14 protein-coding genes are annotated in these 17,570 nt (G+C 41.0%); 12 read left to right on the top strand and 2 right to left on the bottom strand.

Features of this window, described 5'->3' with window-relative positions; translation table 11 throughout:
• The first annotated feature begins 202 nt into the window (after positions 1 to 202).
• From pnp to J8L97_RS17000, 10 genes are all read left to right on the top strand, one after another.
• Positions 203 to 2,329 (top strand): polyribonucleotide nucleotidyltransferase, encoded by a 2,127-nt coding sequence (gene pnp / locus J8L97_RS16955; RefSeq protein ID WP_010365900.1) that lies wholly within the window; start codon positions 203 to 205, stop codon positions 2,327 to 2,329.
• A 107-nt stretch (positions 2,330 to 2,436) separates the two neighbouring features.
• The gene (nlpI, locus tag J8L97_RS16960; RefSeq protein WP_210998199.1) at positions 2,437 to 3,315 is read left to right on the top strand and encodes a lipoprotein NlpI; all 879 of its coding nucleotides are present in this window, start codon (positions 2,437 to 2,439) and stop codon (positions 3,313 to 3,315) included.
• A 34-nt stretch (positions 3,316 to 3,349) separates the two neighbouring features.
• A complete protein-coding gene (locus J8L97_RS16965; RefSeq protein ID WP_211051597.1) occupies positions 3,350 to 4,432 on the top strand; it encodes a hypothetical protein in 1,083 nt (360 codons plus the stop codon).
• 263 nt (positions 4,433 to 4,695) lie between these two features.
• Positions 4,696 to 7,488, top strand: coding sequence for a monovalent cation/H+ antiporter subunit A (locus J8L97_RS16970; protein ID WP_211051599.1), 2,793 nt, complete (start codon positions 4,696 to 4,698; stop codon positions 7,486 to 7,488).
• Positions 7,488 to 7,835, top strand: coding sequence for a Na+/H+ antiporter subunit C (locus J8L97_RS16975; RefSeq protein ID WP_138592828.1), 348 nt, complete (start codon positions 7,488 to 7,490; stop codon positions 7,833 to 7,835). Before J8L97_RS16970 ends, J8L97_RS16975 begins: the two co-directional genes overlap by 1 nt.
• Positions 7,832 to 9,349, top strand: coding sequence for a monovalent cation/H+ antiporter subunit D (locus J8L97_RS16980; RefSeq protein WP_211051601.1), 1,518 nt, complete (start codon positions 7,832 to 7,834; stop codon positions 9,347 to 9,349). The genes J8L97_RS16975 and J8L97_RS16980 overlap by 4 nt, the downstream gene beginning before the upstream one ends.
• Positions 9,350 to 9,886, top strand: a complete 537-nt coding sequence (locus tag J8L97_RS16985; protein WP_211051610.1) for a Na+/H+ antiporter subunit E — start codon at positions 9,350 to 9,352, stop codon at positions 9,884 to 9,886.
• Positions 9,880 to 10,149 carry a K+/H+ antiporter subunit F gene (locus J8L97_RS16990; protein WP_010365913.1) on the top strand — a complete coding sequence of 90 codons (270 nt, stop codon included), beginning with the start codon at positions 9,880 to 9,882 and terminating at the stop codon, positions 10,147 to 10,149. The genes J8L97_RS16985 and J8L97_RS16990 overlap by 7 nt, the downstream gene beginning before the upstream one ends.
• Positions 10,150 to 10,157: 8 nt before the next feature.
• Positions 10,158 to 10,490 (top strand): Na+/H+ antiporter subunit G, encoded by a 333-nt coding sequence (locus J8L97_RS16995; protein WP_119860154.1) that lies wholly within the window; start codon positions 10,158 to 10,160, stop codon positions 10,488 to 10,490.
• A 199-nt stretch (positions 10,491 to 10,689) separates the two neighbouring features.
• Complete coding sequence (locus J8L97_RS17000; protein WP_211051612.1) at positions 10,690 to 12,807, top strand: methyl-accepting chemotaxis protein; 2,118 nt, start codon at positions 10,690 to 10,692, stop codon at positions 12,805 to 12,807.
• A 276-nt stretch (positions 12,808 to 13,083) separates the two neighbouring features.
• Here J8L97_RS17000 and J8L97_RS17005 read toward each other — a convergent pair whose 3' ends face one another.
• The gene (locus tag J8L97_RS17005) at positions 13,084 to 13,683 is read right to left on the bottom strand and encodes a hypothetical protein (protein ID WP_010365916.1); all 600 of its coding nucleotides are present in this window, start codon (positions 13,681 to 13,683) and stop codon (positions 13,084 to 13,086) included.
• A 218-nt stretch (positions 13,684 to 13,901) separates the two neighbouring features.
• Positions 13,902 to 14,159 carry a helix-turn-helix transcriptional regulator gene (locus J8L97_RS17010; RefSeq protein ID WP_010365919.1) on the bottom strand — a complete coding sequence of 86 codons (258 nt, stop codon included), beginning with the start codon at positions 14,157 to 14,159 and terminating at the stop codon, positions 13,902 to 13,904.
• Between the two features lie 374 nt (positions 14,160 to 14,533).
• Here J8L97_RS17010 and J8L97_RS17015 point away from each other — a divergent pair, with 374 nt between their 5' ends.
• Together J8L97_RS17015 and J8L97_RS17020 are read left to right on the top strand one after the other, a co-directional pair.
• Positions 14,534 to 16,447 carry a DNA topoisomerase III gene (locus tag J8L97_RS17015; RefSeq protein WP_211051614.1) on the top strand — a complete coding sequence of 638 codons (1,914 nt, stop codon included), beginning with the start codon at positions 14,534 to 14,536 and terminating at the stop codon, positions 16,445 to 16,447.
• Positions 16,448 to 16,505: 58 nt separating this feature from the next.
• Positions 16,506 to 17,363, top strand: coding sequence for a tetratricopeptide repeat protein (locus tag J8L97_RS17020; protein ID WP_211051616.1), 858 nt, complete (start codon positions 16,506 to 16,508; stop codon positions 17,361 to 17,363).
• Positions 17,364 to 17,570: the final 207 nt, after the last annotated feature.

Genomic DNA, 17,570 nt, shown 5'->3' on the forward strand with positions numbered 1-17,570 from the left:
TTTTAGCTAACATTAAAAAAGGGGCTTTCAAGCCCCTTTTTTTGTGGGTGTTCTCCACGTATACTAACACCCGCTTAGCATTGGGCTAAGTCAGCGCCAGCGCTTTTGCCAATTGTAGTGCTTAAATAGATTGTTTAGTCTATTTAAGACTGTAATTGGTACTAGTTGGCGTCTATATTTTGTTTTATTTAAGGAAATATTTGTGCAAGCAATTATTAAAGAATTTCAACTAGGCCAACACACGGTCACAATCGAAACAGGCGCGATTGCTCGTCAAGCAGATGGTGCAGTACTAGCAAGCATCGGCGATACTTCAGTACTTGTTACTGTTGTAGGTAAGCGTGATGCACAACCGGGTCAAGACTTCTTCCCACTAACAGTAAACTACCAAGAGCGTATGTACGCTGCGGGTCGTATTCCAGGTGGTTTCTTGAAGCGTGAAGGTCGTCCAAACGATGGCGAGACACTGATTGCACGTCTTATTGACCGTCCAATTCGTCCTCTTTTCCCAAATGGCTTTGTAAACGAAGTACAAGTTATTGCTACGGTTGTTTCTGTTAACCCTGAAATCCAACCTGATATGGTTGCGATGATTGGTACATCAGCAGCACTTGCTATTTCAGGTATTCCATTCAGTGGCCCAATTGGTGCTGCACGTGTTGGTTATATCGATGACCAGTATGTACTAAACCCAACTTTAAAAGAGCTTGAAGAAAGTAAGCTTGATCTAGTTGTTGCTGGTACTGAAAACGCGGTACTTATGGTTGAGTCTGAAGCAGACGTATTACCAGAAGACGTAATGCTTGGTGCTGTTGTGTATGGTCATGAGCAATCTCAAGCGATCATCACTGCTATCAATGAATTTAAAGCTGAAGCAGGTAAGCCTACTTGGGATTGGACTGCACCAGAGAAAAACGTTGCAGCGTCAGACAAAGTTGCAGCACTAGCAGCTGATAAAGTAGGTGCAGCTTACTTGATCACAGACAAGGTAGAGCGTAAAACAGCGCTAACTGCAGCAAAAGAAGGTGTGGTTGAAGCACTCACTGCTGAACTAGCTGAGGGCGAAACGTTAGATACGCAAGAAGTTGGTAAATTATTTGGTGCATTAGAGAAGAACATCGTACGTAGCCGTATTATTGCTGGCGAGAAGCGTATTGATGGTCGTGAACCAGATATGGTTCGTGCACTTGACGTAATGACAGGTGTGTTACCACGTACTCACGGTTCTGCTATTTTCACTCGTGGTGAAACTCAGGCGCTAGTTACAGCTACTTTAGGTACGGAACGTGATTCACAGTTAATCGACGATTTAACTGGTACACATAAAAACCACTTCATGCTTAACTATAACTTCCCTCCATTCTGTGTAGGCGAAACCGGTTTTGTTGGTTCTCCTAAGCGTCGTGAAATCGGCCACGGTAACCTTGCAAAGCGTGGTATTCAAGCTGTAATGCCAACATTGACAGATTTCCCATACTCTATCCGTGTGGTATCTGAAATCACAGAATCAAACGGTTCTTCTTCAATGGCGTCTGTATGTGGTACGTCACTTGCGCTAATGAATGCTGGTGTACCAATCAAAGCATCTGTTGCGGGTATCGCGATGGGTCTAGTTAAAGAAGAAGAAAACTTTGTTGTTCTTTCTGACATTCTAGGTGATGAAGATCACTTAGGTGACATGGACTTTAAAGTAGCCGGTACTGAAGCGGGTATTACTGCATTGCAGATGGATATCAAGATCGAAGGTATCAACAAAGAAATCATGCAAATTGCACTTAAACAAGCTAAAGCAGCACGTTTACACATTCTATCAGTGATGGATGAAGCAATTGCAGCACCTTCAGAAGAGCTTTCTGAATTTGCACCTCGTATTTATACAATGAATATCCCACCGAAGAAGATTGCTGAAGTAATTGGTAAAGGTGGCGCTACAATTCGTCAGTTAACTGAAGAAACGGGCACAACGATTGAAATTGAAGACGATGGTACGATCAAAATTGCAGCAACAGATGGCCTAAGTGCGAAAGATGCTATCTCTCGTATTGAAGCGCTGACTGCTGAACTAGAAGTTGGCACTATCTACAATGGTAAAGTTGTACGTATCGTTGATTTCGGTGCGTTTGTAAACGTATTACCAGGTAAAGATGGCCTAGTTCATATTTCACAGATCAGCCCTGAGCGTGTTAACAGCGTAGGCGACCACCTAACTGTTGGTCAGGAAGTGAAAGTTAAAGTACTAGAAGTAGACCGTCAAGGTCGCGTACGTCTGAGCATTAAAGAAGCGTTAGAGCAATCAGCTACGCCAGCGCCAGAAGCGCCTGCTGAGTAATTTTGTGTAAATAAGTTATTTACTATGTAAAAGGGGGCTGATTGGCCCCCTTTTTTATGTTCTAATGTTGGTTCACCTATTGTTTTTAGGCTAGCAAAAGGAAGGATATGAATTTAAAATCCATCATAGTTTTACCCCTTATATTAGCAGGGCTAACTGGTTGTAACTCGACGACAGAACAGATTAAAGCATCTATCGTAACAGTTCCTTTTAGTGCGCCTCTACAGACTAACTTTCGCAATGAAATTAGTGTCGCGCGTTATTCGGAATTATTGCTGGCAACAGATTTACCGACAGAGCAAAGAGCACAGCTTTATTACAATCGAGGTAGACTTTACGATGGTCTAGGTTTAAGTACTTTAGCAAGAATTGATTTCAATCGAGCAATAAAGATGAAACCTGACTTAGCCGAAGCTTATAACTTTTTAGGCATTCACCACACTCTACTGCAAGAGTATGGAAAAGCATATGAAATGTTTGAAGCAGTTTTAGAGCTTGATGAACGTCATGAATATGCCTATTTAAATCGCGGAATTGCATTGTACTACGATAACCGTATAGATTTAGCAAACGATGATTTTAGTGCCTTTCTAGAGCGTTCTCCACAAGATGCATACCGCGTCATGTGGCTGTATTTGGCACAGTTAAAACACGACCCAATTATTGCTAAAGCGAATTTAAAAGCGAATCAGCAAGCAATAAACGATGCAGAATGGTCATCACAACTTGTTAAATTGTATTTAGGCGAGCTATCAGAAGAGCAGTTTTTGCAACAAATTAGTGTCGGTGTAAAAAATCAGCAAGAGTATTCGGAACGTCTATGTGAAGCGTATTTTTATTTAGCAAAACTGTATCAATTCCAAGGTAATGAGCATATCGCAGCTGACTTTTTTAAATTAGCATTATCAACGAATGTATCTGAGTTTATTGAGTACAAATACGCACGTTTAGAATTAGATATTTGGGCCAGTGAAAACGCAAGCTAGACAGATATTTATTGCGATAAGCTGTTTGCTTTTAATGGCCCAAAGTGGCCATTACCCTCAGTTAGCAACGCCTTATGAACGCTCCAACTTCTTGACCCAATTTCCAAATGCTTTTTATCAATTAGACAATACGTTAGCGCTTAGGGAACTGCCAAATAAAACCATCAATGCATTGTTGGTATTAGAGGTACCTGATATTGGTTTTGAATGGGCCATTAGACATGCCAAAAGGGATGATTTTAAATCAAGTAAATTGTATTGGCAGCGTTATTTGCAAGAAGTACCTCTATCGCAGTTTTTGCGCTTACTTGAAGTGTTAAAAAAAGCCAATAGAGTTAATGAAATGAGTGATGTGGCCGTATATCGAGCCTTACCTATATACTATCAAGATTGGCTTGCTCTGCACCGTGGCATATCACCACTGGGGTTAAGTTCTGCACGGTTGTCTGCGCACAACATCATAAGGCCATCAAGTCAAATTTCCTTTTCAAAGCGATGTATCAATAAAGTTTTGTTATTGACCGATCATCTTTTAGGGCTAGAAAAATTGAACAGGCTTAGACTGCAATATAATCAAACACCAGAGCCAAGTGCAATGAGCCACTGTTTCAGTGAGCCGATGTACATTGGTAATGTAGCTGAGTGTTCAACCAAAAATGAACAGTTTGCACACTGTAAATTTGAGTTATTAGTTGATGCGTTTCCAAGTTTACTGCACCAAGCAGATAAATTGGTTGTTTTGACTCGAAATGGATACGCGAATGTGCGTGGTAATATGATGACATTGAATGGACGCAGTAGTTATGCGGTATTTTTACATGAGTTAATGCACTTTAGTGGCTTTGAAGATGAATATCCAGTACCGGAAAGTAAGGCTCTTTGGCTATGCGCAGCACCTGGACAGCATGCTCCGAATTTATATGTTGGTGAAGCGACAAGTGCGCCACGAGGATGGCAAAGAAGTAATACATGCAACAAAGGTGGGTTGCAGGCTTTTAAGCCAAGTGATGAGTGGAGCATTATGGAATATCAAAGTAAGCCGCTTTCTGAACAATATAGAATATTATGGCAACAGGCGGTTAATGCTGAGTATCAGAAAAAGCGTTCAACGCGGTAGATTTAGTTTGACTGTCTTATTTAAATAATCGTATGCGGATTTTGTGATATATGAAATATATCTGAATTGTTTGTTAATCTTGGCTAAAATAGAACCAGCTAGAACCTGAAACTATAGACAACTCAAACACTAATACAGTATAACTATGGTTAGTTTTGTGTGGTGAAAATGAACATGAGTTTCTTTTACATCTGACATAAAGCAGCACACTAAATATGGTGTACGGTCGTACTTAGACGACGTAATAATAAAAGGTTTACTCTATGACTTTGCTTTGGATACCCTTGCTATCCTTATTCGGCAGTATTATTTCTTCATTAACGGGTAAATTAACACGTAATCAATCGACTGGGTTGACCTTGTTAATGCCAGTTATTGCACTTGCGATGACTGTAAATTTGGCTCCGGCTGTGTTTGCGGGTGAAGTGATCCGTTATAGTGCACAGTGGGTGCCTTTATTGGGGCTTAACCTGTCATTTAGGCTAGATGGACTCGCTCTGTTATTTATTTTTATGATCTTAGGTATTGGTATATTAGTCATTTTTTATGCGCGCTATTATCTGAGCTCTAAAGATTCTATGCCTAAGCTCTATGCATACTTAATGCTCTTTATGACTGCTATGTTAGGCATTGTTATGTCTAACAATGTATTACAACTGTGGTTGTTTTGGGAATTAACCAGTATTAGCTCATTTTTGCTGATCAGTTATTGGTGGCATAAATCAGAAGCACGCAAGGGCGCCCGTATGGCGTTAACTATCACTGGTGGTGGTGGTTTGGCGCTATTGGCAGGTTTACTATTACTTGGTGATATTGTTGGTAGCTATAATTTAGATACCATACTCGCAAGTCGGGCGATTATACAAGAGCACGCTTTATATGAAGTGACGCTTATTCTTGTATTACTTGGTGCTTTCACAAAATCCGCACAGTTTCCATTTCACTTTTGGTTACCGCATGCGATGGCAGCACCAACACCTGTAAGTGCTTACTTACACTCTGCGACTATGGTAAAAGCGGGCATTTTCTTATTAGCTAGATTCTACCCGGCATTGGCTGGAACTGAACTTTGGTTTATATTGGTTGGCTTAACGGGTCTTGCCACGCTTTTGTTTGCGGCTTATGTAGCACTTTTTAAACATGATTTGAAAGGGTTGTTGGCTTACTCCACAATTAGTCATTTAGGATTAATTACTCTGTTGTTTGGTTTAGATACTGAATTGGCGACAGTAGCGGCCATATTTCACATTATTAACCATGCAACGTTTAAAGCGTCGCTATTTATGGCGACTGGAATAATCGACCACGAAACGGGTACGCGAGATATGCGTAAACTCAATGGCATGTGGCGATTTATGCCTTATACGGCCACGTTGGCTATGGTTGCAGCAGCGGCCATGGCGGGCGTACCGTTATTAAATGGTTTCTTGTCAAAAGAGATGTTCTTTGCTGAGACTTTGCATCAACAGCTACTCGGTTCTATGTCATGGCTCGTACCTGTACTGGCTACTGTGGCTGCCGCATTTTCTGTTGCTTACTCAGCCCGCTTTATTCATGACGTGTTCTTTAATGGAGAACCCGTGAGCTTACCTAAAGAGCCCAGTGAACCACCACGTTATATGCGCATACCTATCGAGGTGCTAGTTGCGCTTTGTTTAGTCGTCGGCATGTTCCCACATTTTGTGGTTGATGGTATTTTGAAAGCAGCCTCTACAGCGGTGCTTGGTGGTTATGTGCCAGAGTTTAAAATTGCGATTTGGCATGGTTTTAATTTACCTCTTTTAATGAGTGGTATCGCTGTCTGTGGTGGCTTACTGATCTATACACAGCGTAAGTATTTGTTCCAATTTCAAGCATCACTTCCTCCATTAAATGCTAAGAAGGCATTTGATGGTAGTGTTTATGTGATGATTAAATGGTGTCAGCGTAAAATAAGTGCCATTGAAAATGGCTCTTTACAGCGTTATTTAATGCTAATGTTCATGGTGGTGCTCATTAGTGCTGGTTGGCCTTTATTTGAAATGAGTCAACTTGTAGGTGGTAAGCAGCCTACCCCAGTGGATGTGCATAATGGCATTGGTGCTGCTCTATTGATGATTGGTGCAATTGGAACGGTAATTTGGCACCGCTCACGTATGGTATCATTGTTGATGATATCTGTGGTTGGTTTGATGGTATCAGTGGCGTTTACGCGCTTTTCGGCACCAGACTTAGCACTCACGCAGCTTACTGTAGAAGTTGTGACGATTATCTTACTAATGCTTGCGCTGTTCTTTTTACCACAACGCTCACCAAAAGAGTCAAGTTCAATACGGGTACTGCGAGATTTGGGGATTGCATCAGCAATCGGGGTTGTTGTTGGTAGTATTTGTTATGCACTCATTACACGACCACTTGAATCTATATCTGACTTCTTCCTAGCGAATGCCAAAACCGGCGGCGGCGGCACGAATGTGGTGAATGTGATCTTGGTCGACTTCCGTGGTTTTGACACCTTAGGTGAAATTTGTGTACTGGGTATTGCTGCATTGGGTATTTATAAGCTGCTAGTTAACTTGCCGCTGTTTATGCCGGGCAGTGACAGCGAAGGTCGCCCTTGGGCGAAAGAGCGTTATCCATTATTGCTTGCTAGTATTTCACAATCGTTATTACCTTTGGCGTTGTTAGTGTCATTTTATATTTTCTTGCGAGGCCATAACTTACCTGGTGGTGGGTTTATTGCGGGCTTAGTAACCGCGATTGCATTTATATTGCAGTACATTGCCCATGGGTCGAATTGGATAGCAGAGCGCTTGACGATTAACTACCGCAAAATAATTGCCTCAGGTATTGCCATCGCACTCTTCACGGGGGTAGGAAGTTGGGCCTTTGGTCGTCCGTTTATGACCACATGGTTTGAATATTTTGATATTCCACTGATTGGTGAAATTGAGCTTGCGAGTGCGTTGGTGTTTGACTTAGGAGTTTATATTACCGTAGTTGGTGCTACGTTAATGATCCTTGCGAGTTTAGGTAAACTGACTGCAAGTGCACATAAAGATGAGGTGAAAGTCTAATGGAATTATTATATGCATCTTGCGTGGGGCTATTGGTTGCGTGCGGCGTATTTTTGATTTTACGTTCGCGCACATTCCCCGTTGTTTTGGGTTTAACTATGCTGTCGTATGCGGTGAATTTATTTCTATTTTCATCAGGCAGATTGAGCTTAAATCAAGCTGCGGTATTGGGCTATAGCACAGACTATGCCGATCCTCTGCCTCAAGCATTGGTTTTAACCGCAATTGTAATTGGCTTTGCAATGACTGCGTTTGTCGTTATTTTAGCGATCCGTGGTCGAGCAGATTTAGGAAATGACCATGTTAATGGTCAGGTTCCTGAGAAAGATAAAAAGGGCAAAGCATGATCCAGCATTTGACATCTTTACCTGTTTTACTGCCGATGTTGGCAGGAGTTATTTTACTGATGCCACCTTGTGGTAAAAATGTGGCGATACGTCGTATTGCTTCGGTTGTTTTGGGCTTGATCACATCATGTGTATCAATAGCACTATTATTACAAGTTCAACAGCACGGAACAGCGGTATACGCCATCGGTGATTGGTCCGCGCCTTTCGGCATAGTGTTAGTGGCTGACCCGCTTTCTACCTTATTGGTGTCTTTGACCAGTATATTATGTACCGTCTGTGCGCTCTATGCATGTGCCGGAGATGATGAAAAAGGAAGCTTTTTTCATCCATTACTTCACTTTTTATTACTGGGTGTAAACGGTGCATTTTTAACAGGAGATGCGTTTAATCTATTCGTATTTTTTGAAGTGCTCCTTATCGCATCATACTCATTGTTAATGCACGGTGGTGACAAGCGTAATACACGTGCTGCGCTTCAATATGTGATCATGAACTTGGTTGGCTCTGCGATTTTCTTAATCGCTTTGGGTGTGCTGTATGGTGTACTCGGTACATTGAATATGGCTGATATGGCACAAAAAGTGACCTTCCTAGAAGGTGATGATGTGTACCTTGCTAAGATTGGTGGTTTATTATTACTGGTCGTATTTGCCCTTAAAGGCGCACTTTTACCCTTACATCTGTGGTTACCCAATACTTACGCAACTGCGATGCCTGTTGTTGCAGCCATGTTTGCGATTATGACTAAGGTGGGCGTGTATTCGATGATGCGTGTTTACACGCTAATTTTTGGTGACGAAGCGGGCGAGCTAAGTCATATGGCACAAAGTTGGCTTTGGTGGCTGGCATTAGCAACCATTGTTATGGGTGCTATTGGCGTATTGGCCAGCCAAGATTTACGTAAGTTAGTCGCCAATCTGGTGATTGTATCTGTGGGTACGTTAGTGGCTTTAGTCGCGGTGCAAACCGTCGAAGCCAGCGCCGCAGCAATCTATTACTTAGTGCACTCAACCATGGTCACAGCCGCATTATTTATACTTGCTGACCTCATAGGTAGGCAACGCGGTAAAGTCGCTGATAGGATCACCGTTGGGCGCCCAGTTTCTCAGCCTATATTACTCGGCTTTGGATTTGTGATTGCCGCCGTTGCTGCCATAGGTATGCCGCCATTGTCGGGCTTTATCGCTAAGATCTGGTTACTAAAAGCCACTTTCAACAGCGAATATGGCATCGTATTTTGGCCGTTATATTTATTAGCTAGTTTAGCGCTATTGGTGGGTATTTCAAAAGCGGGGAGTACTGTATTTTGGCATCATAAAGGCAACACCAATGATAGTCATGAACAAGAGCGTGTTCATCCTGCTCAATTGGCTGCGTTAGTTGTGTTACTTTCAAGTGCGCCTCTTATGGCAATATTTGCGGGTCCAGCAAGTGAATACGCATTAAATGCAGCAACGGTGTTACATGACTTTAGAGGCACCATATCGGCTATTTTAGAGGGAGGTCAGTAAATGCGTTTAGAAGCACGATTTAGTTGGTTACCCACGCCATTTCGCAGCTTGCTGCTATTTACAGTATGGTTGTTGCTAAATAATACAATGTCGTTGGGGCATATTATTTTAGCCGCGATACTGGCAATATTAATTCCATTGGCAACGTATCCGTTTCGTACTAAGCAACCATTGATCATGCGCCCAGGCTTGGCATTGCGTCACTTGTTGTTGGTTTTGTATGACATTATTACCGCTAATGTGCAGGTGGCCATTTTGATCTTAGGGCCAACTAAAAAGTTAAATCCGGGGTTTGTTAAAGTCCCCTTAGATTTAACACACAGTATGCCAATTACAATTTTGGCAAGTACGGTATCTTTAACGCCTGGTACAGTTAGTGCAGAAGTGTATCCTTGGTTAGAGTCATTGCCTGAAGGGGAAGATCCGAGTCAACGTTATTTACTGATCCATGTGTTGAACTTACAAGACGAAGAGGCGTTGATCAAAACGATAAAGCAGCGCTATGAAGCACCGCTAAAGGAGATCTTTGAATGCTAGAAACTGTTATTTTAATTGTTTTCGCTATGATAGGGATCTCGTTACTGCTTAACTTGTGGCGCTTAGTGGTTGGGCCCTCAGTACCCGATAGGATCTTGGCGTTAGATACCATGTATATTAATAGCATTGCGCTGATCATTTTATATGGTATGAGCATGGGCACGGCGTTGTACTTTGAAGCAGCGCTACTTATTGCGATGTTAGGCTTCGTTAGCACAGTTGCAGTATGTAAATACTTACTGCGCGGCGATATTATAGAATAGAGGCAAGTATGGCTGAATATATCATTTCAATATTGCTATTGATTGGTGGTTGTTTTGTATTAGTCGGATCAATTGGCTTGGTAAAAATGCCCGATTTTTTTATGCGTTTACACGGGCCAACAAAAGCAACGACGTTGGGTATGGCTAGTTTATTGACTGCGGCAATGGTGTTTTTTAGTACCACTGGCGAAGGTTTAAGTGTGAAGGAAATACTGATTTCAATTTTTTTATTACTTACAGCACCTATCAGTGGCTATATGCTGATCAAATCAGCGATACATCATAAGCTCGATAGCATAGAGCGCACATCTGGAAAAGATAATATTGAAGACGACGTCTAGTCTTTAATATTAGGTAAAAAGCGAGGATTTAAGCCTCGCTTTTTTTATATCTGTTGTGCATGATTTATGTCTAATCATTGTGTCTTTGTTGTAAATAACTACCATTCTCCATTTTTGTATTTTTAAACTCTTGCTATGCTTGAAATAATTTATTATTTTCAGTTATGAGTTGTACTTATATATGGTGTTAAGGTGAACAATGAAGCATATTTCTATTCGCAGTAAGTTACTGGTTTTTGTCGGAGTATTAGTTACAGTAATGGTATCAGCCTTGACTGTTTTTACTTGGTTGCACCTAAAAGAAGAAAATAACTCCCAGAACAAACGTGTTCAAGAAGTTCTATTTAATGAAATACGGCAAAACTTGACTGCTCAAAGCCAGTTCTATGGGCAAAAGGTTGCTGGCTTTATCAATGAAGCTTATCGGATCCCATATACGTTTGCGGGTGTACTCAATAGCACCAGTGCAGAAAAGCCATTAACACGGGAGAGTGTGCAGCTTGCCATCTCTGGTGCGTTAGCACAGAATAAACTTGTGTCATCCATGTATGCACAATTTGAAAGAAATGGCTATGACGGGTTAGATGATCAATATGGTACTGGAGCCTCTCATTCAGTAGTAGGAACCGGAACATTTGAACTCTACTTTACACAAGATGCATCGGGCATAGCACAGCAACAAGTCGCGTCAGCAAGTGATAAATACTTAGACAACCGTAACGAATTTGGCCTGCGTGAAGCCGAGTGGTACTTGTGTGCAAGAGATAAAAATGCTCCCTGTATTATGGAACCTTATTTATACGAGATGAGCTCTGGTACACAAACAATGATGACGTCATTAACAGTACCAGTAAACAGTGGTGGTGCATTTAAAGGGCTTGTTGGGGTAGATGTTAACCTGCCAATTTTTCAAGAACTTGTCGATGAGCTTTCTCGTTCTTTATATAACGGCCAAGCAAAAGTGACTTTATTAAGTGAATTAGGTCTTGTGGTTGGTTCTAGCCACTACGAAAAGCTAGCAAGGCCATTGAGCGAATCAATTAATAAAACCCGAGCCAACAATTTAAAAGTGTTACACCGTAACCAAGGCTTTTCTGAGTTCGAAGAGGATATTGCCGTCGCGGTTGCCATTGATATTCCACTGGCAAGCACAACTTGGTCGTTAGTCATTGAATTACCAAAAGCGGTAGTATTAAGTAATGCCAATTTACTGGCAAAAGAGCTTGAAGAATCAACAGATGCATTAGGTCGATGGATGATGTTCGTGGGCCTCGTGATCGCGGGCATCGGGGTGTTTATTACGGTTATTTTAGTGAATACCGTTATTAGGCCATTGACCCATATTCAACATAGAGTAGAAAACTTAGCCTCAAGTGAAGGAGACCTGACTCATGAACTAGAGGTAAGTGAGCACGCTGAATTGATCGCACTAGGCAGAGGGTTTAATGCCTTTACCAATAAACTGCGTAACATGATTGATGATTTGAAATTACTGGCTGAGCAATCTTACCAGCAATCATTTTCGACCACAGAAGTGGCAATCAACATTAAAAATAAAGTCGCAAACCAACATATTGAAATAGACAGTGTGGTTACCGCCATTAATGAACTCAGTGCCACCGCGGCTGAGGTTGCACGTTCGTCTGAACAAGCAGCAAGCAGTACCAATGATGCCACAAAGCAAGTGCAAGAAAGTGAAGCCGGCATTATTAAAACAACTGAAACAGTCCATGAAATGGCTTCTCAAGTACTTGAAGCGAAACAAGCAATAAACAAGGTGGCAGAACGAAGTAGTGATATTTCAAAAATACTCGATGTGATTAGGGCCATTGCAGAGCAAACAAACTTGCTGGCATTAAATGCCGCTATTGAAGCCGCAAGAGCTGGCGAGCAAGGGCGTGGCTTTGCAGTCGTGGCTGATGAAGTCAGGGCACTTGCCTCAAAAACACAGGCATCAACCGACGATATCAGCAAACTGATTGATAACTTAACGTTTGAAGTGGGGAGCTCTGAGAAAATCATCGAAAGCTCGGTCGCGCATGGGGAGCAAGCGGTTGATTACTGTCAGCAGTCGTCTCAGGCAATGAGCACCATGGTGGCTGCATTGACCAGTATTTCTAATGAAGTAACGCAAATTGCCACAGCAGCAGAAGAGCAAAGCATGGTAACGGAAGAGATCAACACCAATACCACCAGTATTGCAGATGCGGCTGCTGAGCTATCGGAACTTGCTGATCAAGTTGAACAGGCCGCCAGCGTTATGACGGAAATTGTTGAACAAAAGCATACACAATTAAACCTACTTAAAACAAAGTAACAACCTTGGCATACCATAATGGGCTGCATAGCAATATGCAGCTTTATTTTATGTAGAGATGGAAAAGGCCTGCTTATTTTTAAGTTCGTCGCGTAGCACTACGCAAACAAGCAGTGTGAGCTTTGTTTGAAGGTAACATAACTGAGTAAGGTTTTTCCGTAAAACCTTGAGGCATGTTTAACGGGCTGACAGGTCCATGATGACAGTGCCTTTACATCAAATAGAGATGGTTAACGGTGCAGTAATTGCTTAAGTGTAGGCAATTACCGCCATTTATTATAAAGCGCCGGCTTCATCTCTACGATTGTCTTTTGAAGAACAAATCATCATAGTCAGTAATGCACCACAGCTAACAGCCCACGCAATGTAAACAAGCCCTTCAAAGTTGTCATAAATAAAGGTCCAAGATTTCAAGTCAAAAAGAACATAAGCCAAATGTTCTAATAGAATTAAAAAGTTGATTATCGCTATATAAATAAATACCCAATGAAATATACCATCAAAATGTGTCAACTCTATATTTTTTGAATGAGAGATTTTTCGAGAAAGCTGAACTCTAAAAATTAGTACTGAGGCGAGTACAAAACTAAATAATAAATTCGTACCATAAATGAGTAACCCTTGTAAAAATGCACTACTATCAGGAGTAATGCTATTTACTAGGCCTATTTCAAATACTGCTTGGTTTACTCCTGTAATGAGTAAAATAAACCCAGCAATATGCGCCATATTAATATTTTTTATGTAGATGGCATAGGCGAGACATATGGCTAATAACGACAAATGCAAAGGGGTGACAATACTATCATCCCAAAGTTGTATGTAGAACACTGCAATTGAGGCAATACTGAACAAAATTAAGTGGGAAAGTTTCATTCTCTATCCTTATGAGTCATCACTAGTAACTATGAGTGCATTAATAAAGCGAGGCTCTAATGCCACTGCTCTAGGAACCTTAACGGGTACTGTTCCACCTGAAACAAAAGCACTCTCCTCACTCGAAAGAGTATATTTATCAGAATTTTTATGCAGTATGTCATTTTTCTTCATTAAAAAAATCATAGAGCTAAAAGTATTTAGTTTCTGGCTAGGTCTCATTGTTCTTCATCCTGTAAGCGTGAGGTTTTGGTACTATTCACTTGATCACGAATTTGTTTAATTTCGTTTAGCAGTGATCCTGAGTCTATCTTACAATATACAAGCCACATGAAAAGCTGTTTTGAACGAATATCACTTACACCAAGCTCATAATTAATGATAGTTTTTCTATCACAGTCGAGTTTTTTAGCCATTTTCTCTTGAGAAATGGCCGCATTTACTCTCATAGCCCGCAGATCATCTCCATTTATCACATCCTTATCCTTTTTATTAATAGATAGAAAAGAGGTGGTTTCCCACATTCTATGTCGACATGATATTTACAAATAAAGAAAAAGTAAACATTACGTTTACATTTTGTGCAGCTATAACGTTAAGTTAGAGTAAACAAGCCAGTTTAATGATCTTATAAGTGCTTTTAGCGCTGTGCAAAGTAGTCAGTTTTTAACAGCTAAGTGGTGAGTAAATTTATGATGCAAAAGTAAATAGGGCAAAACCCCATATTAGGCCGAACATCAGATTGATAAATCATCAAAATAACTGGCGTGAGCCTCAAAGCTGGAATCTACCGCAAACTTGGCTTAGAATAACTGTTAATTTATACAGTTATTCTATATTAAGACCACACATGAAACTTTATATTGCTGAAAAACCATCGTTAGGCAGAGCGATAGCTGACGCATTGCCCAAGCCACATAAAAAGCAAGATGGCTTTATTGAAACCAGCGATGGCAGCATTGTTTCGTGGTGTATTGGTCATTTACTTGAACAAGCGCAGCCTGATGACTACGACCCTAAGTATAAAAAGTGGCAACATCAAGACTTACCTATCATACCAACTGAGTGGCAGTTTAAAGCCAAGGCAAATACCAAAAAGCAGCTTGGTGTTCTTAAAAAGCTGATAAAAAAGGCACAGACGATTGTGCACGCGGGTGATCCGGATAGAGAAGGGCAGTTACTTGTGGATGAAGTACTGCAATATGTCGGGCTATCTGAACGACAAAAACAAACGACGCAAAGGTTGCTGATAAGTGACTTAAATATTCAAGCGGTAAAAAAGGCGCTCAATACACAGCAGTCGAATCAAAACTTTGTGCCGTTGAGTGTATCTGCCCTTGCCAGAGCCAGAGCCGATTGGTTATATGGTATGAACCTAACACGTGCTTATACTCTTGCAGGTCAAAAGTCAGGGTATCAAGGCGTGTTGTCTGTAGGGCGAGTACAAACGCCCGTACTTGGTTTAGTGGTGAGAAGAGATGCAGAAATTGCAGAGTTTGTATCAAAACCATTTTATGAGGTTTTTGCACATTTACAGACGCAAGATAAGAGCCGCTTCTGTGCCAAGTGGCAGCCCAGTGACGCGTGTGCGCCCTATATGGATGAAGAAAAACGTGTACTAGTCAAAGGGCTTGCTGAAAATGTGGCCGCGCGCATAAAAGATCAAGAAGGTGAAGTCACTGCGATTGAGAAAAAGCCTAAAAAGCAGCTTGCACCTTTACCGTATAACTTATCAGCATTACAAATAGATGCCAGTAAAGCGTTTGGTATGTCAGCTAAACAGGTGCTTGACGTGTGCCAAAGCCTATATGAAAAACACAAACTTATTACGTATCCTCGTTCTGATAACCGATATTTACCAGTGGCGCATTATAAAGAAAGAGAAGCGGTCGTGGCAGCAATGGTAAATAATAACGGGTGTGAGCAATCTAAAGTGGATGCAGCTAACCTGTCGTTGAAATCAAAATGCTGGAATGACAAAAAAGTCGCTGCACACCACGCCATTATCCCGACTAGTAAAAAGTTGAAGTCCGCGCAGCTTGGCCATCAAGAGCAACAAGTATACGGCCTGATCAGCAGACAATATTTAGCACAGTTTTACCCTGCGTTTAGCTATGATGAAACCAAAGCTGAAATTATGATAGCTGGTGGGTTGTTCATCGCGAAGGCAAAACAAGTCAATGAGATTGGTTTTAAAGTATTGTTTGGTAAAGCCAGTGATGATGAGGATAACTTATCTACCTATTTACCGCCTTTGGTAAAAGGGCAGCGTTTACAGTGTCATGATGCCCAAATACAAGAAAAGCATACTCAGCCACCTCAGTATTATACCGATGCAACACTGTTGGCAGCGATGACGGGGATAAGTCGTTATGTAAAAGACAAAGACATTAAAAAGATATTAAAAGAAACCGATGGCTTAGGCACAGAGGCCACACGCGCAGGTATTATCGAACTGCTATTTAAGCGTGGGTTTTTAGCTCGCAATGCAAAACAGATCAGATCAACAGAGCTAGGGCAAGCAATGATAGCCATGTTACCTGAATCACTTACGCTGCCTGATAGAACCGCGTTATGGGAATCTCACCTTGCACAAATAGCCAATAAGGAATGTACTTATCAAATGTTCATGGACCCTTTGTTATCTCAATTGGGTGAATTTGTCAGTGATGCAAAGGTCGCAAATAACCCAGATTTGAAAGGGCTGTCTAAGCCGCGAACGTTTAAGCGTAAAACTCGAAAGCGTACAAAGGCAAAAAGTTAAGCTTGTAAATAAGATTTTTGCCACTATATAAGAAGAAAATACATCACAGAAAGCAAATATGAGTAACCAAATTCAATTAACGCCTGAAAATATTCAACAGACATTGGGTGAGCAAAACCAAGAAAAACTAATATTGCTTACTTTCTTCAGCGGGCAAAACCCTGATTGTGTTGCCCAAGCGTCAATTTTGACTAATCTAGCTGTGACTTATACCGACCATATTATTGTTGCGACGGTAGACTGCGATTTACAACAAGCATTAGCAGGTCAATTAGCGCAGCAAATAAACTTACAAGCTTTACCTACATTAGTCATGCTAAAAAATGGTGCACCTGTAGAAATGCTGCCGGGTGCGCAAACTGAAGAAGACATTAAAAAGGCGCTCGCCAACCATTTACCAAAGCCTGAGATGCTGCTGTTAGATCAAGCAAAGCAAGCTCTGCAAAGTGATGACCAAAACAGTGCGTTTAATTTTGCTAAACAAGCGTATGAAATAGACCCAGCTAACTCGCGCGTTAAATTGGTTTTGGCTGATATTTGTATACAGATCCAAAAGTTAGATGACGCTCAAGCGCTGTTTGACAGTATTTTAGATGAAGAGCGTGATGCATATTACCAAAACCTAGTGGCTAAACTAGTACAGGCGCTACAAGCTCAAGAGTCACCAGAAATTCAAACCTTGAGCAAAGCATTAGAAGCTGAACCTGATAATAACGATATTAAAGTAGAATTAGCTTCATTATTTAATGATACGGGCAAAAAAGAGCAGGCGCTTGAGTTACTGTTTACTGTACTAAGAAAAGATTTAAATTTTGGTGATGCAAAAAAACAGTATTTAGATATCGTAGCATCTTTACCTGATGGCGACGCAATTGCTGCAACATTTCGCCGAAAGCTATATAGTTTGCTGTATTAACTGTAATTGGCGTTATTTGATTTATAAAAACCATTGACGAAAGTTGATGGTTTTTTTGTTTTAAAATTTGCGTATTTAAAAATATCGCTAATACTTAAGCTCCCTCGTAGAAAAAACAGTCTGGAATATGACTTTATTGTTACTTTTCTATTGTTTTTGATAGGTTTGGTTCGAATGTTGAGCGAATGCCGTGTTTTTGCAATTTAT

It is taken from the genome of Pseudoalteromonas sp. MMG012 (genome assembly GCF_018100875.1).
Classification (GTDB): domain Bacteria; phylum Pseudomonadota; class Gammaproteobacteria; order Enterobacterales; family Alteromonadaceae; genus Pseudoalteromonas; species Pseudoalteromonas aurantia.

Coding starts and splice junctions, on each gene's coding strand:
- nlpI (WP_210998199.1), top strand. CDS start 2,437: ATGAATTTAAAATCCATCATAGTTTTACCCCTTATATTAGCAGGGCTA.
- J8L97_RS16965 (WP_211051597.1), top strand. CDS start 3,350: ATGGCCCAAAGTGGCCATTACCCTCAGTTAGCAACGCCTTATGAACGC.
- J8L97_RS16970 (WP_211051599.1), top strand. CDS start 4,696: ATGACTTTGCTTTGGATACCCTTGCTATCCTTATTCGGCAGTATTATT.
- J8L97_RS16975 (WP_138592828.1), top strand. CDS start 7,488: ATGGAATTATTATATGCATCTTGCGTGGGGCTATTGGTTGCGTGCGGC.
- J8L97_RS16980 (WP_211051601.1), top strand. CDS start 7,832: ATGATCCAGCATTTGACATCTTTACCTGTTTTACTGCCGATGTTGGCA.
- J8L97_RS16985 (WP_211051610.1), top strand. CDS start 9,350: ATGCGTTTAGAAGCACGATTTAGTTGGTTACCCACGCCATTTCGCAGC.
- J8L97_RS16990 (WP_010365913.1), top strand. CDS start 9,880: ATGCTAGAAACTGTTATTTTAATTGTTTTCGCTATGATAGGGATCTCG.
- J8L97_RS16995 (WP_119860154.1), top strand. CDS start 10,158: ATGGCTGAATATATCATTTCAATATTGCTATTGATTGGTGGTTGTTTT.
- J8L97_RS17000 (WP_211051612.1), top strand. CDS start 10,690: ATGAAGCATATTTCTATTCGCAGTAAGTTACTGGTTTTTGTCGGAGTA.
- J8L97_RS17005 (WP_010365916.1), bottom strand. CDS start 13,683: ATGAAACTTTCCCACTTAATTTTGTTCAGTATTGCCTCAATTGCAGTG.
- J8L97_RS17015 (WP_211051614.1), top strand. CDS start 14,534: ATGAAACTTTATATTGCTGAAAAACCATCGTTAGGCAGAGCGATAGCT.
- J8L97_RS17020 (WP_211051616.1), top strand. CDS start 16,506: ATGAGTAACCAAATTCAATTAACGCCTGAAAATATTCAACAGACATTG.